Annotated in this window: 10 protein-coding genes and 1 pseudogene; 6 read left to right on the top strand and 5 right to left on the bottom strand. The window is 41.1% G+C overall.

The window, feature by feature from the left end; genetic code table 11:
• Positions 1-19: 19 nt before the first annotated feature.
• The 4 genes from mreC to WBM60_RS02730 all read right to left on the bottom strand — a co-directional run bounded on the left by mreC (position 20) and on the right by WBM60_RS02730 (position 4,069).
• On the bottom strand, positions 20-838 hold the full coding sequence (gene mreC, locus WBM60_RS02745; RefSeq protein ID WP_424258768.1) for a rod shape-determining protein MreC: 819 nt from the start codon (positions 836-838) through the stop codon (positions 20-22).
• 67 nt (positions 839-905) lie between these two features.
• Positions 906-1,934: a rod shape-determining protein gene (locus WBM60_RS02740; protein WP_297705045.1), complete on the bottom strand. Its 1,029-nt coding sequence runs from the start codon at positions 1,932-1,934 to the stop codon at positions 906-908.
• A 56-nt stretch (positions 1,935-1,990) separates the two neighbouring features.
• On the bottom strand, positions 1,991-3,523 hold the full coding sequence (purH, locus tag WBM60_RS02735) for a bifunctional phosphoribosylaminoimidazolecarboxamide formyltransferase/IMP cyclohydrolase (protein WP_424258770.1): 1,533 nt from the start codon (positions 3,521-3,523) through the stop codon (positions 1,991-1,993).
• Positions 3,524-3,616: 93 nt separating this feature from the next.
• Positions 3,617-4,069: a GAF domain-containing protein gene (locus tag WBM60_RS02730; protein WP_424258772.1), complete on the bottom strand. Its 453-nt coding sequence runs from the start codon at positions 4,067-4,069 to the stop codon at positions 3,617-3,619.
• A gap of 156 nt (positions 4,070-4,225) precedes the next feature.
• On the opposite strand from WBM60_RS02730, the gene WBM60_RS02725 reads away from it, so the two are divergent.
• From WBM60_RS02725 to WBM60_RS02700, 6 genes and pseudogenes are all read left to right on the top strand, one after another.
• Entirely contained in the window at positions 4,226-4,648 is a 423-nt protein-coding gene (locus tag WBM60_RS02725) for an HYC_CC_PP family protein (RefSeq protein ID WP_424258774.1), read from the top strand.
• 110 nt (positions 4,649-4,758) lie between these two features.
• A complete protein-coding gene (locus WBM60_RS02720; RefSeq protein ID WP_424258776.1) occupies positions 4,759-8,526 on the top strand; it encodes an efflux RND transporter permease subunit in 3,768 nt (1,255 codons plus the stop codon).
• Positions 8,523-9,740, top strand: a complete 1,218-nt coding sequence (locus tag WBM60_RS02715; protein WP_424258778.1) for a TolC family protein — start codon at positions 8,523-8,525, stop codon at positions 9,738-9,740. The genes WBM60_RS02720 and WBM60_RS02715 overlap by 4 nt, the downstream gene beginning before the upstream one ends.
• 54 nt (positions 9,741-9,794) lie before the next feature.
• Positions 9,795-10,340 (top strand): DUF3347 domain-containing protein, encoded by a 546-nt coding sequence (locus WBM60_RS02710; protein WP_424258780.1) that lies wholly within the window; start codon positions 9,795-9,797, stop codon positions 10,338-10,340.
• Between the two features lie 3 nt (positions 10,341-10,343).
• Positions 10,344-12,845: a heavy metal translocating P-type ATPase gene (locus WBM60_RS02705; RefSeq protein ID WP_424282744.1), complete on the top strand. Its 2,502-nt coding sequence runs from the start codon at positions 10,344-10,346 to the stop codon at positions 12,843-12,845.
• A 43-nt stretch (positions 12,846-12,888) separates the two neighbouring features.
• Positions 12,889-14,151 (top strand): annotated as a pseudogene (locus tag WBM60_RS02700) (efflux RND transporter periplasmic adaptor subunit); the annotation flags it as partial.
• Between the two features lie 250 nt (positions 14,152-14,401).
• Here WBM60_RS02700 and WBM60_RS02695 read toward each other — a convergent pair.
• Positions 14,402-16,049 (bottom strand): SulP family inorganic anion transporter (locus WBM60_RS02695; protein WP_424282743.1); only part of this gene is annotated, 1,648 nt, incomplete at its 5' end.

The following is a 16,049-nucleotide window of genomic DNA, read 5'->3' as shown; positions in this document are numbered from 1 at the left end:
AAAATTGATATAGTAATAACTACTGGTCATTGGCAATTTTAGCTTCGAGCTCTAAGATCTCAGGTCTGTTTTTGTTATTAATGATATAGATATTTTTAACATTGGACATATCGTTAAAAAGTTCTACATCTATGCTATAAAAACTTTTCGATACATTCAAGTCGAATTTTTTAATAGTCCCAATCGGAATATTCTCCGGAAAAATACTCGACATGGCCCCTGTAACTATGGTATCACCAACTAATAGAGGTACCAATCTGGGAATATCTTCCAGTTTTACCTGGTTATAGCCCCGTCCGTCCCAAACTAAAGATCCAAAATAATTTGTATTCTTAATTTTGGCATTTATATTAGATTTGGTATTTAATATACTTTGAACAGAGGCATAATTTTTTGTGGTATGCTCAACAATCCCAAGAATTCCCTTGGCTGTAATTACACCCATATCCTGTTTAATGCCATGGTTTGTTCCCCTGTTTATAGTTATATAATTATTCGGACTTGAATAACTGTTTTTAATAATTCTTCCGGGAGTAATTGCAAAATCAAATTTGGTTGTATCTAATTGTACACTGTCTTCAATATTTGGATTGAAAAGTAAAATTCGCAGCTTCTTGTTTTCTTCAACCAGTTTTTTGTTTTCCTCATTCAGGTTAAAATATTGTGTAATACCATCTGCAGTATTGTAGATAGATCCGGATATTCGGTTTGAAGAATTAAAGAATTTCGATCGATGATAAGAATGAGAATCAATAGTAAAGCCCAGAGAAATTAAAAGCAATAATAAGTAAAGCAGCGAGGTTTTATACCTAATGATAAAATTGATTATCTGCTGCATTCACTTGTTATGTTAAGCGTTTAAAATGAGATGCCAAGTCTTAACTTAAATCCTCACCGAATTCAGGTTATTTTATAAGAATACTTTTATAGCGTTCCAGGTTTTTAAGCGCTATGCCGGTTCCTCTTACAACAGCTCTCAATGGGTCTTCTGCAATATAAACAGGTAGATCTGTCTTTTGGGATAACCTTCTATCCAATCCGCGAAGCATTGATCCGCCACCGGCCATGTAAATACCCGTATTATAAATATCTGCCGCTAATTCCGGAGGAGTTTGTGATAAAGTTTCCATTACAGCATCTTCTACCCGTAAAATAGACTTGTCTAAGGCTTTGGCAATTTCTCTGAATGAAATAGAAACCTGTTTTGGTTTACCTGTAAGCAAATCCCGACCTTGCACAGACATCTCATCTGGTGGAGATTGAAGATCCTCGGTGGCAGAACCTATGGTTATTTTAATATTCTCTGCTGTACTTTCCCCTACGTATAGATTATGCTGGGTGCGCATATAATAGATGATGTCATTCGTAAATACATCGCCCGCTATTTTAACTGATTTGTCACAAACAATTCCTCCTAAAGCAATTACCGCTATTTCCGTCGTTCCACCACCTATATCCACAATCATATTACCCTTGGGCTGCATAATATCCAGGCCAATACCTATTGCTGCCGCCATAGGTTCATGTATAAGGTAAACTTCCTTTCCATTTACCCGCTCTGCAGATTCCTTTACTGCACGCATTTCCACTTCTGTAATACCTGAAGGAATACATATTACCATCCGCAATGCAGGTGGAAACCATTTTTTCTTCAGGGCAGGTATGTTCTTAATGAACATATTGATCATTTTTTCAGAAGCATCAAAATCTGCGATCACCCCATCCTTGAGAGGTCGGATGGTTTTAATATTTTCATGGGTTTTTCCCTGCATCATATTGGCTTCCTTGCCCACTGCAATTATTTTACCAGTTATCCTGTCTCTTGCAACAATAGACGGACTGTCCACAACTACCTTGTCATCATGGATAATAAGAGTATTTGCAGTGCCCAGGTCGATAGCTATTTCTTCAGTTAAGAAATCAAAAAATCCCATTCGCGTTAATTTGGTTTCGGTTTAAAAGGTGTATTTCATCGACAAAAGTAGTAAAATTAATGCTTAAAATGACGAGTGCCCGTCATTACCATTGACATTCCATTTTCGTTACAATAATCGACGCTCAGTTGATCCTTAATTGAGCCTCCCGGTTGAATAACGCTTTTAATACCATTATTATTTGAAATCTCGACACAATCGGGAAAAGGGAAAAAGGCATCACTGGCCATTACCGCTCCTTCTAAATTAAAATTAAAGGATTTTGCCTTGTGAATGGCTTGGTTTAAGGCATCTACCCTTGAAGTTTGACCTGTTCCACTTGCACATAATTGTTTGTTCTTTGCCAGGACAATGGTGTTGGATTTTGTATGCTTGCATAACTTGGAAGCAAAAATGAGATCATCTAATTCTTCCTGACTCGGTTTCCTGGTGGTCACATATTCCAGATCCTCCAGCGTATCCGTTTTAAAATCTTTATCCTGAACAAGAATACCATTCAAACAAGTCCTGACAAGAGTATTTGGGAGAGGTGTTTCTTTTTGAATCAGAACAATTCTATTCTTCTTACCTTTTAAAATAGCTAATGCCTCATCATCATAACCAGGGGCAATAACTACCTCACAGAATAAATTATGAATTTCCTTAGCTGTGGGGACGTCGATTTTTACATTGCTCATCAAGATGCCTCCAAAAGCGGATACCGGATCTCCTGCCAATGCATCAACATATGCCTGGTGGATAGTGCTTCTGGTAGCTAATCCACATGCATTGTTATGTTTTAGAATGGCAAAAGTAGGATCGTCGTTTTTAAATTCATTCATTAAATTCAACGCGGCGTCAACATCCAATAAATTATTATAGGATAGTTCCTTACCGTGCAGTTTAGTGAAAATGGCCTCAAAATCACCAAAAAAGAATCCTTTCTGATGTGGGTTTTCGCCATATCGCAAAACTTTAGCCCTGGTTTCACTAATCTTTAAAGCAGCTTCCTTGTGATCCTTATTAAAATAGTTAAAAATGGCGGTATCATAATGCGAAGAAACATTAAATGCCTTTGTGGCAAAATGTCTTCTGTCTTCGATCGTGCTCTCTCCTACTTTAGTATTAATTAATTCTAAGAATTCTGCGTAATCTTCCATTGAAGAAACGCATAAAACATCCTTATAATTTTTTGCTGCAGCACGTATCAGGGAGATACCACCTATATCAATCTTTTCTATGATTTCCTGTTCAGAAGCACCATCACTTACCGTTTTTTCAAAGGGATAGAGATCCACGATAATAACATCCAATTGTGGGATATCAAATTCTTCTAATTGAGCAACATCACTTTCGTTATCCTGTCTGTTTAAAATACCTCCAAATACCTTCGGATGTAATGTTTTTACCCTTCCGCCCAAAATTGAGGGATAGCTGGTTACCTCCTCTACGGGAATTACATCAATACCCAATTCTCTTATAAATTTTTCAGTACCTCCTGTGGAATAAATGGAAATTCCCAGCTCGTAAAATTTCCTTACTATGGGTTCAAGTCCGTCTTTGTGAAATACAGAAATTAATGCTGAATTAATTTTTTTTGTTGTGCTCATTTTGTGTTGCTTAAATAGAAGTCCTAAAGGACACAAATGTAATTTTTTTGAAGCTACAAATGAGATCGTGTTATTAACAAAAGAGTTAAAGTTTTAAAGAATTTTAGCTACCTCTTTATTAACGAATTCTAAAAATTCCTCATCATCCTTACTAAAAGGGTCCGCGGTATTGGAATCTATATCAATTTGGCCAATATTCTCTCCATTTACAAACAGGGGAACAACAATTTCAGCTTTTACATTAATGCTGCAGGCAATATAATTATCCTGAGCTTTTACATCCGGGACCACAAAGTTTTCATTGCTAAGGGCAACCTGGCCACAAATTCCTTTGCCAAAAGGGATTATCGTATGGTCTGTAGGTTCCCCGGAATAAGGACCAAGTTTTAGCTCCTCTTTAGTTCCATTCTTAAAGTAAAAGCCTACCCAGTCATAATATGAAATATTTTCTCGCAACAGATCACAGATTTGTTGAAGGCGTATCTTTATTTCAACATCTTCGCTATTTACAATAGCTTCTATTTTTGGCCGCAATGGACTTAACATATTATTTTTTATGTAAAAGTATTCAAAATGTAGATTTTTATAATGACGTTTTAAACAAATCTTAGCGAAATGATCTCTTCAATTATAGCGTATGAATATTTAAACTTTTGTTAACCAATACAATAAAAGACAAATTTTCGTAGTTTTGTATTACTGATGAAGGAAACTTTGCGTCAAATAGTATCTTTTACCATGGCACTTTTGGTGTTATTCTCTACCATGTCTTTTACGGTAGATATGCATTATTGTGGTGACCAGTTGGTGGATTTTAGTTTTTTTAAAACTGCAGAAAACTGTGCAATGAAAGCCAGTTCTTCTAAATCAACAGGAGAGACTTCCATTATGGAAATGGAGATGGATTGCTGCACCGATTTGGAAATAGTTCTGGAAGGTCAGGATGATCTGAAAATTTCTTTTGATCAATTCACTTTTGAGCAGCAGATCTTCATCTCAACATTCTATTACACTTATGTTAACTTATTTGAAACGGTTGATAAAAACCTCATTTTTTTCAAAGAGTATTCCCCACCCCTCCTGATCAGGGATATACAAATTCTCGATCAGACTTTTCTCATTTGATTTTTAAACATTGAAATTATAGCCCGACAGTTCTTACTGTTTAATGGGCTTAAGCTGTTGATTATATTATTGGTCAACTTCAGTTTCCAACTGTTTAATAATCAATTCATATGCTAAACAAGGGCATTAAATTTCTCATAAATAATAAACTGATTGCTGTTCTGATGCTTGTCCTATTTGTAGGATGGGGAATTGTGAACGCCCCTTTTAACTGGGACATTGGATTTTTACCAAGTAATCCCGTGGCGGTGGATGCTATTCCGGATATAGGCGAGAACCAACAAATTGTTTTTACCAAATGGCCCGGTCGTTCTCCCCAGGATATTGAAGACCAGATTTCCTATCCGTTAACAACATCTTTATTGGGCATACCGGGAGTCAGAACAATACGCAGTTCCTCAATGTTCGGATTTTCGAGCATCTACATTATTTTTGAAGAGGATATTGAATTCTATTGGAGCCGTAGCCGAATTCTTGAAAAACTGAACTCGCTGCCGAGTAATTTATTACCGGAGGGAGTAAACCCTGCCCTGGGGCCTGATGCAACTGGCCTGGGACAAATATTCTGGTACACACTGGAAGGCAGGGATGAAGAAGGAAATGTCACAGGTGGCTGGGATTTGCAGGAATTGCGAAGTATTCAGGACTACTATGTAAAATATGCCCTTTCGGCAGCAAGCGGCGTCTCCGAAGTAGCTTCTATCGGTGGTTATGTACAGGAATACCAGATTGATGTTAATCCTGAATTGATGAAGCAGTATAATATAGGTCTTCATGAGGTGGTTAATGCAGTCAAAAAGAGTAATCGTGATATTGGTGCGCAGACCCTGGAAATCAATCAGGCTGAATACCTGGTTAGAGGTCTTGGCTATGTGAAATCTTTGGAAGACATAAAAAATGCCGTAGTCACTTCGGAGGATTATACTTCCATTCGTATAAAGGATATTGCTAATGTTTCGCTGGGACCGGCTGTTCGCCGTGGTATTCTCGATAAGGAAGGTGCAGAAGTTGTTGGGGGGGTTGTCGTGGCCAGATATGGAGCAAACCCGTTAGAGGTTATCAATAATGTAAAGGAAAAAATAAAGGAACTGAGTTCGGGTTTACCATCCAAAGAATTGGCAGACGGCAGTACATCTCAATTGACCATAGTGCCTTTTTATGATCGTACGGAACTGATACAAGAAACCCTGGGAACGCTCAATGACGCCTTGACCCTGGAAATACTAATTACCATATTGGTCATCATTGTTATGGTATTCAACTTACGGGCTTCTATTCTTATATCAGGTTTGTTGCCGGTGGCGGTTTTGATGGTTTTCGTTGCCATGAAACTTTTTAATGTGGATGCCAATATAGTGGCACTTTCCGGAATTGCAATTGCAATCGGAACCATGGTGGACGTGGGTGTCATCCTTTCCGAAAATATCATCCGACATCTGGACGAGAATGGAGAAAAACTGCCCATAAACACGGTTGTATATAATGCTTCCGCCGAAGTTTCCGGTGCTATCGTTACGGCGGTTATGACCACCATTATCAGTTTCATTCCGGTATTTACGATGATAGGGGCCGAAGGAAAGCTATTCCGACCGTTAGCTTTTACAAAAACCTTTGCTTTGACTGCATCCATAATAGTCGCTTTGTTTCTCATACCTCCTTTTGCCGCCTTTCTCTTTAGAAAGAAAAGCGTTAAAAACAACTTGGGTTATTTCATCAATGGAATTTTTGCCTTTCTAGGGGTTCTTGCCGTTGTCTATGGTTATTGGCCAGGATTAGTATTAATTGCATTTGGAATAGTTGGGCTGTTAAAGAATCCTGAACTGGCATCACGTTTGTTCAGCGGGTTCTCTTTAAGCGAAAAACGTGCAAACCTGATCAATATCGGAATCTCAGTTTTGGTCATCATTTTCCTACTGGCAGAATATTGGCGGCCTTTGGGTTTGGACAAGAATATTTTCTGGAATTTAGTGTTTGTAGCGCTAATCTGTTTTGGTCTTTTGGCGGTATTCATAACCTTTCGCAAATACTACACAACTATCTTGCGTTGGGCCTTGAATAACAAATTGCTGTTTCTGTCCATTCCAACCGTTATTGTCGTTTTCGGAGTACTTATCATGCAAAATACGAGCAAGGAGTTTATGCCCTCCTTAAACGAAGGTTCTTTTTTGTTGATGCCCACATCCCTTCCCCATGCAGGGGCGGAAGAAAATAAAAGGGTGTTGCAACAATTGGATATGGCCGTAGCCACTATCCCTGAAATCGAAACGGTAGTTGGTAAGGCAGGGCGCACGGAATCCGCACTGGATCCTGCACCATTATCCATGTACGAAAATATGATTCAGTACAAACCTGAATACCTACTGAACGAAGCTGGTAAACAGCAACGCTTTAAGGTAAATGATGACGGACTATTCGTTTTAAATAATGGAAATTTTGTTTTAAACCCGAATACGGTACTTCATGAAAACGCTCGCGATTACAAGGAAACGGATTTTGAAGATTTCTCGGAAATCGGTTTTGATAATTTGGTTCCCGATCCCGCTGGGGAATATTACCGTAATTGGCGACCAGCAATACAATCCTCCGATGATATTTGGAACGAAATTATTCGTGTAACTCGTTTGCCAGGAGTTACTTCCGCCCCCAAATTACAGCCTATTGAAACGCGGTTGGTTATGCTCCAAACAGGAATGCGGGCACCGATGGGTATCAAGGTCAGGGGTCAGGATTTAAGGCAAATAGAAGCCTTTGGTATCCAACTGGAAAATATTCTAAAAGAGGCTGAAGGGGTTAAAGATGAAGCAGTATTTGCCGATAGGATAGTTGGCAAACCTTACCTGCTGATTGATATTGATAGGGAAGCTCTCGTCAGATATGGTATCCAAATTGAAGATGTGCAACAGGTGTTAGAAGTGGCCGTTGGTGGTATGATATTGACCCGGACGGTGGAGGGCAGGGAACGCTATGGGGTTCGGGTACGCTACCCAAGGGAGCTCCGTGAAAATCCAACCGACATAAAGAACATTTATGTTCCGGTGGCAAAGGGCAATTCTGTTCCTTTGAGCGAACTGGTTAGCATCCGCTATGAAAAAGGGCCTCAGGTCATCAAAAGCGAGGATACTTTTTTGGTAGGCTATGTGTTGTTCGATAAGATAGACGGTTTTGCCGAAGTCAATGTAGTAGAGAACGCGCAGGCCCTTATCCAACAAAAAATAGACACCGGAGAACTGGTAGTTCCCAATGGCATCAACTATCAATTTACAGGTACCTATGAAAATCAGCTACGGGCAGAAAAAACTTTATCTGTAGTCGTGCCATTGGCTTTGCTTATTATCTTTTTGATTCTGTATTTCCAGTTCCGTTCGGTGTCCACTTCGCTTATGGTTTTTACGGGAATCGCCGTGGCTTTTGCCGGAGGTTTTATTATGATTTGGTTCTATGGACAGGATTGGTTCTTGAATTTCAATTTCTTTGGTGAGAATTTACGCGATATGTTTCAAATGCATACTATTAATTTAAGCGTAGCAGTTTGGGTAGGATTTATTGCCCTTTTTGGGATAGCCACAGATGATGGCGTGGTCATGGCCACATACCTGACCCAGACCTTTGACCGAAACAAACCCAGCACCTTGGAAGCCATTAGGGCATCGGTGGTAGAAGCAGGGGAAAAACGGATACGTCCTTGCTTGATGACTACGGCAACGACCATACTGGCCCTATTACCCGTATTGACTTCTACAGGCAGGGGAAGTGATATTATGATTCCTATGGCCATACCCTCTTTCGGTGGTATGTTGATAGCCCTGATAACCCTTTTAGTGGTTCCGGTATTGTATAGTTGGAAAAGCGAGTGGCAACTTAAAAGATTAAATACATGAAAACTATTACTACCATAGTAACAGGATTATTAGTGGTTATGGCTGTACAAGGTCAAACCCTGGACTCCTATATTCAGGAGGCCGAAAGCAGGAATCCCGAAGTGCAGGCATTTGAACTCCGATACAATATCTCGAAGGAGAAAGTGGACGAAGCGGATGCTTTCCCCAAAACGGAAGTGAGCGCAGGGGTTTTTGTCAGCGAACCTGAAACGAGAACGGGTGCACAAAAAGCGCGGTTTTCGGTCAAACAGATGCTTCCCTGGTTTGGGACCATAACATTGCGGGAAAACTATGCAAGTTCCCTGGCCGAAGTAGATTATTTGGACATCGTGATTACCAAAAGAAAATTGCGTTTATCAGTGTCACAATCCTATTATGAACTGTACGCCATCAAGGAAAAGCAAGTGGTATTAGGGGAAAATATCCAACTCCTGAAGACCTATGAAAAGTTGGCGCTGACCTCGGTTGAAGTCGGTGGCGCATCTGCAGTTGATGTCCTAAGACTCCAAATCAGACAGAATGAACTTAAAGAAGCTAAATTGGTCCTGGAGCAGGAATATCGGGCGGTCCAAACACAGTTCAATAATTTCTTGAACCGGAATGAAAACACCGCTATTGCCGTTGTGGATGCCTTATCGGTAGAAGAACCTATTGAAATCCAGCAGGTTCAATTAGAACTGCATCCGGAATTAGAAAAATATGATAGGCTGTATGAATCGGTAGCACATTCCGAAGTTTTAAATCAAAAGGAGGCAAATCCCAATCTCGGTTTTGGGTTGGATTATATACCAGTAGCTAAGAGACCAGGTGTAGACTTTAGTGATAATGGGAAAGATATTCTCATGCCGATGGTTTCCTTGTCCATTCCCATTTTCAACAATAATTATAAATCGAGAACCGTACAGAATGAATTGCAACAAGAGGAAATCTATGCGCAAAAAGCGAATCGAAGAAATCTGTTGGAAACTATTTTGAGCGATGCACTTACCAAAAAGGAAGCGTCCTATATAAAATACAATACGCAACTAAGGAATTTGGAACAAGCCAAAGATGCAGAGGAAATTCTTATAAAAAACTATGAAACAGGTACCATAGATTTCAATGATGTACTGGACATCCAGGAACTGCAATTGCGCTTTCAGGTGAACCTGGTAGAGGCCGTCAAAAATTATTATGTTCAAACAGCCATCATCAATTATTTAACGAATCAATAAAAAACACAATTACATAATTATCAATTTTCAATAAAACTCTAAAAAAATAAAAAGATGAAACGAAATGTAAGCGTAACAATCACAACTATCATTGTCATTTCTTTGGCCTCATGTGGGGATACAACGAAAAAGCAGGATAATAAAATGAGTTCACCAGCAGGAATCGAGGCTAAAAAAGAAAACAGCCCTGAAATAGCCGATGCCTCCTTTTCAGATGGAATGACCGGAAAAGTGTTCCAAAATTATCAGCAGATTCGAGTGGCTTTGGTCAACTCTAATCCCAACGAGGTGAACCTTGCTGCCGGAAATCTTGCTGAAAGTTTTGCCGGGGAAAGGGAGGAAATGAAGTCGATGGCCATAGCCATGGCCGATGCCAAAGACATTGAAAAACAAAGGGAGCTATTTTCCCAGTTTACAGAGAAGGTGGAACCCTTGTTCAAAGAATCTATTTCTGAAGGTGCCATGTACAAGCAGTTTTGCCCTATGGCCTTTGAAGGGAAAGGGGGCTATTGGATTTCCAATGTAGAAGAAATCAGAAATCCGTATTACGGAGAGAAGATGCTGAAATGTGGAAAAGTTACTGAAACCATAAAAAAGTAAAATTTGAAACACACCTATCACATATACGGAATGACCTGTAATGGCTGCAGAAACCATGTTCAGGAAACACTTGTAAAAGTGAAGGGTGTAACCGTGGTTTTAGTAGATTTAGAAAAAGAGGAGGCAACCATTGAGATGGAAAATCACATTCCCATCGACAAGTTACAAGAGGCTTTGAAAAATGGTGGAGGTGGATATAGCATCTATGAGCTAGGCAAACATCAACATACAGAAGAAAATAAAACGGAAATACCCAATGGAAAAGGTACGGGGACATTTTATTGCCCGATGCATTGTGAAGGCGATAAGACCTATGATCAACCCGGGGATTGTCCTGTCTGCGGAATGGATTTGATAGAGGAACAAAATGTCTCGTTCACAGCTTCAAACCAATACACCTGCCCTATGCATCCTGAAATCGTCAGGGATGAACCGGGTAGTTGTCCTATCTGTGGGATGGATCTCGTACTAAGGCAACCAGATCGTTCGTCAGAGGATAAGAACTATAAAAAGTTGCTTAAAAAGTTTTGGATTGCGGTGGCCTTTACCTTACCCATCTTTGTGATTGCGATGTCCGAGATGTTGCCTGATAATCCGTTTTATGATGTCATGGAGCAGAAAAACTGGAACTGGATACAATTCGCACTTTCCCTTCCTGTAGTGTTCTATGCAACATGGATGTTCTTTGAACGAGCTTATCGCTCCATCAGGACGTGGAACCTCAATATGTTTACCCTAATAGGAATAGGAGCAGGGGTGGCCTGGCTCTTCAGTGTATTCGGAATGCTCTTTCCAGACTTTTTCCCGGCCCAATTCAAAACGGAATCGGGAAGCGTTCACGTCTATTTTGAAGCTGCTGCTGTCATTCTTACCCTGGTATTGTTAGGGCAAGTATTGGAGGCAAGGGCACATAGTAAAACAAATTCCGCAGTAAAGGAATTGTTGAAGATGGCTCCCAATAAGGCTGTTAGGGTTGTTAATGATCAGGAAGAGGAAGTTGCCATAGATCAGATACAATTGGGCGATATATTAAGGGTAAAACCAGGCGACAAAATTCCTGTGGATGGTGTAATTGCGGAAGGCGAGACCTCCATTGATGAATCCATGATTACGGGCGAACCCATTCCTGTAAGCAAAAGCCTTGGCGACAAAGTACGTAGCGGAACTATCAACGGTAATCAGTCCTTTTTGATGAAGGCAGAAAAAGTTGGATCGGATACCTTACTCTCCCAAATTATCCAAATGGTCAATGATGCGAGTCGTAGCCGTGCACCTATTCAGAAGTTGGCGGATACAGTTTCGGGCTATTTTGTTCCGTTGGTCGTTATTATAGCGGTCATCACTTTTATAGTCTGGGTGGTATGGGGACCTGAGCCTGCCTATGTCTATGCCCTCGTCAATGCGATTGCGGTTTTGATAATTGCTTGCCCATGTGCGTTGGGATTAGCTACGCCGATGTCGGTCATGGTTGGTGTGGGCAAGGGCGCACAGAATGGGGTGCTTATCAAGAATGCCGAAGCCCTGGAAAAGATGAATAAGGTAGATACTTTGATTATAGATAAGACCGGAACCATTACGGAAGGAAAACCAACGGTTGAAAAAGTAGGTGCATTCGGGGATAATTTTAGCGAAAAAGATGTTTTACAATACATCGTATCCCTGAACAGCCTGAGCGAACATCCCTTAGCGGAAGCCACCATAAAATATGGTAAAAAACAAGAGGTGGTATTCCTCAAAGCTGATGGTTTCAATGCGGTAACAGGCAAAGGCGTTGAAGGAAATGTGAACGGAAGGAAAACGGCTCTGGGCAATACCAAAATGATGGAACTGGCCAATGCATCTCTTTTAGAGGTAATGGAAAACGAAGTCCAGACCTACCAAAAACAAGGTAAAACAGTTTCTTATCTGTCCATTGATCAAAAAGCCGCAGGCTATATTGTTATTGGCGATAAAATAAAAGGATCAAGTGCGAGGGCAATCAAGGAATTGCAGGGCAAAGGAATCGCAGTCATTATGCTCACAGGCGATAATTACGATACCGCGCAGGCGGTGGCAGGCGAACTCCATCTGGCTGATTTTAAGGCGGGAATGCTCCCTGAGGATAAGTTAAACGAAGTAGCGCGACTTCAGGGAAATGGAAAAGTAGTTGCCATGGCAGGAGATGGTATAAACGATGCCCCGGCCCTGGCGAAAAGTGATGTAGGTATAGCTATGGGCACAGGAACAGACGTAGCTATTGAGAGTGCGGCCATTACTTTGGTAAAGGGCGATTTGCATGGAATTGTCAAGGCAAGAAACCTGAGCGAGAAGGTAATGAAGAACATCAAACAGAATCTTTTCTTCGCCCTGGTGTACAATACCCTTGGCGTACCGATTGCTGCGGGAGTTCTCTATCCCTTTTTCGGGATATTGCTTTCCCCGATGATAGCCGCTGCAGCCATGAGTTTTAGCTCTGTTTCTGTAATTGCTAATTCGCTTAGATTAAGAAATGCAACGATAGATTAAACCCATGATTAAAAGAAAAGACAAAAAAATAAATTTCGGCATTATGAAAAAAAATGTTCTTTACATCGGATTGGCAGTTATCGGAGGCTTGTTGGCCGGATACCTGATTTTTGGAAACAACTCAAATGAAGGTTTAGACGATGAACATGACCATAGCCAGGAAATGGTATCGGGCGAAATGTGGACATGCTCAATGCATCCGCAGATCATGCAAGCTGAACCGGGCGACTGCCCCATTTGTGGCATGGACCTTATACCTGCTGAATCCGAAGCGGATGGTTTAGCAATTGGCCAATTTAAATTGACAAAGAACGCCATGGCCCTGGCCAATATTGGCACTACCAGAGTCGGCCTGGGAACTTCGGGCGATAATACCCTTAAACTTTCAGGAAAAATAAAGGAGAACGAAAAAGCTATGGAAACACAGGCTTCTTACTTTGATGGACGGATAGAAAAGCTGTTTGTAAATTTTGAGGGCGAGGAAGTCAGAAGCGGGCAGCAACTGGCAACCATCTATTCCCCTGAATTGGTTTCGGCCCAACAGGAATTGATAACGGCCGCAAGCCTAAAGGAGTCTCAACCTGCTTTATACCAGGCCGTTCGCAATAAACTAAAACTTTGGAAACTATCCGAAAAACAAATTGAGCAGATTGAGAAAACAGCTAAGGTCAATGAGAATTTCCCTGTTTATGCCAACGTCTCAGGAACAGTTTCGGAAATTATGGTAAAAGCCGGCGACTATGTAAAACAAGGTTCGCCCTTATTTAAAATTGCTAATCTCAATACTGTTTGGGCAGTTTTTGATGCTTATGAAAATCAGGTCTCTCTTTTAAAGGAAGGCCAAAAAATCGATATCGTTACCAAGGCCTATCCGGATACCAGGTTCGATGCTAAAATTTCTTTTATAGATCCTGTACTGAATTCGGCAACAAGAACTATAGAGGTCAGAGCAGTTCTTCAAAACCCAAAAGGTCAATTAAAGCCGGGAATGTTCGTGGCCGGTATGATAGGACTTAGATCAAAAATGAAGGATGATATGATTGTAATTCCAGAAAGTGCTGTTCTTTGGACAGGGGAACGTTCGGTGGTCTATATCAAGACTGATCCGGAAAATCCAACTTTTGAAATGCGTGAAATAACTTTGGGCGATGCAATCAATGGAGGATATGTGGTTCTGTCTGGTTTAGAAAATGGGGAAGAAATCGTTACAAAAGGAACCTTTACGGTTGATGCTGCGGCCCAACTCAAAGGAAAAAAATCCATGATGAACGAAAAAGCAGAAAAAGTAATAACAGGCCATGAGGGTCAAGACTAGAAATTCACAACTTACTCTTTATCCTTGCAATAATTATAAGATCCTTCTATGTTTTGGATATTTACCCTTGTTGAGATTTGGTTATTCCTCCAAAGGTATTTAAGTTAAGAACTGCATCAGAATTTCGCCAAATCCTGCCCGGTAATTTTTTAGTTTAAATAAAAGGCAAATAATCTTATTTTTTTGAAACAGAGCTTGTCATTTAGTCCAATTTATTAAAAACTCTTAGATGGTGAGAACGTCATATTGGTTCTGCATTAGAAATTTTTTCCGCTTTACGAGTTTGATCAGCCAGTTTAGGATTGATACTTGCCACCGCATCATATTGGCGAAGGTGAACCCCTCCGGTAAGTTCTTTTAAAAAGTGAGAATGTTGAAGACGATCCATTATCGGGCCCTTGACTTCCGATAAATGGAGAGAAATCCCGCCATCTTTAAGTCTTTGGTTTATCGCTTCGAGGCTTTCAAGGGCAGAAAAATCAATATTGTTCACCGCCGGGCATTCGAGAATTACATGACGTACTTCTGGATTGGCGGCCACCTTTTCATTGACAAGGTCCTCTAGATATCGGGCATTTGGAAAATAAAGACTTTCATCAACACGCAGTGATAATATTTCAGGATCAGTGACTACTTTGTGTCTTTCAACATTACGGAAGGATGAGGTGCCGGGAATTTGTCCAACTACGGCCACGTGAGGCCTTGAGGTCTTATAAAGATGGAGGAAAATAGACAGGGTAACCCCGGCAATTAATCCCGGCTCTATCCCCATTATTAGGGTGACTACAATCGTTACCAGCATAGCTGCAAAATCGGTTTTGGCGTAGTCCCAGGTGTGTTTTAAGGCTGAGAAATCGACCAGAGACATTACCGCTACAATAATTGTTGCCGCAAGCGTTGCATTGGGTAAAAAGAACAGCAAGGGGGTTAGAAACAGGGTAGTAAGACCAATACCCACAGCGGTAAACACACCGGCGGCAGGAGTTTCGGCACCTGCATCAAAATTCACCACAGAGCGTGAAAATCCTCCGGTGACAGGAAAACCACCTGATACGGCTGAGCCAATATTCGCCGCACCAATAGCAATCAATTCCTGATCCGGGTCCACGCGTTGACGCTTTTTGGCTGCCAGGGTAAGGGCCACCGAAATGGACTCCACATAGCCCACTATTGAAATAAGAAGCGCCGGAACTAATATTTTTAACCATAGCGCAAAATCTAGGGGCGGCAGTTGAATTTTTGGCAGACCCTCAGGTACTTTTCCAACAATTTGGACCCCTTTATCAGCAAGGCCCATTAACCACACTATCACAATGGTAGCGATAATGGCGATCACTGGACCAATCTTTACCATAAGATCTGCCGTTTTGGGGCTGAGTTTTAATTTCAGCAACAAAGGTTTTAAACCGCTTCTCACCCAAAACAAGAAGATCAGTGAACCTATACCTATGGCTGCAGTAGCCCAATGAACATTTAAAATACTATGCCATAAGGAAATGGCGATGTCTAAAAAACTTTCTCCATGTGCGTTGATACCCAGAACCGGGCCCAATTGACCTGCAGCAATCTGCAAGCCCGAAGCTGTGATAAAACCGGCAATAACAGGGTGACTTAAGAAATTTGCCAAAAAACCGAGCTTCAGAAAGCCCATAGCCATCAAAAGCAAACCTGAGACCATAGCCAGGGCTATGGCAGCTCCATAATATTCAGGGCTTCCTTGTGAAGCGAGCTGTCCTGCCGCGGCAGCGGTCATCAAACTCGCTACGGCTACCGGGCCTACGGCAAGGGCACGGGTAGTCCCAAAAATAGCGTAAAGCACCAATGGGGCCATCGAGGCATATAAACCAATCTCTGGAGGTAATCCGGCCAACAGGGCATAGGCCAAAGAC

This window comes from Eudoraea sp., assembly GCF_049669105.1.
Taxonomy (GTDB): Bacteria; Bacteroidota; Bacteroidia; order Flavobacteriales; family Flavobacteriaceae; genus Eudoraea.
Note: the sequence above shows the minus strand (reverse complement) of the source record. Positions and strands in the feature narration are given on the sequence as shown.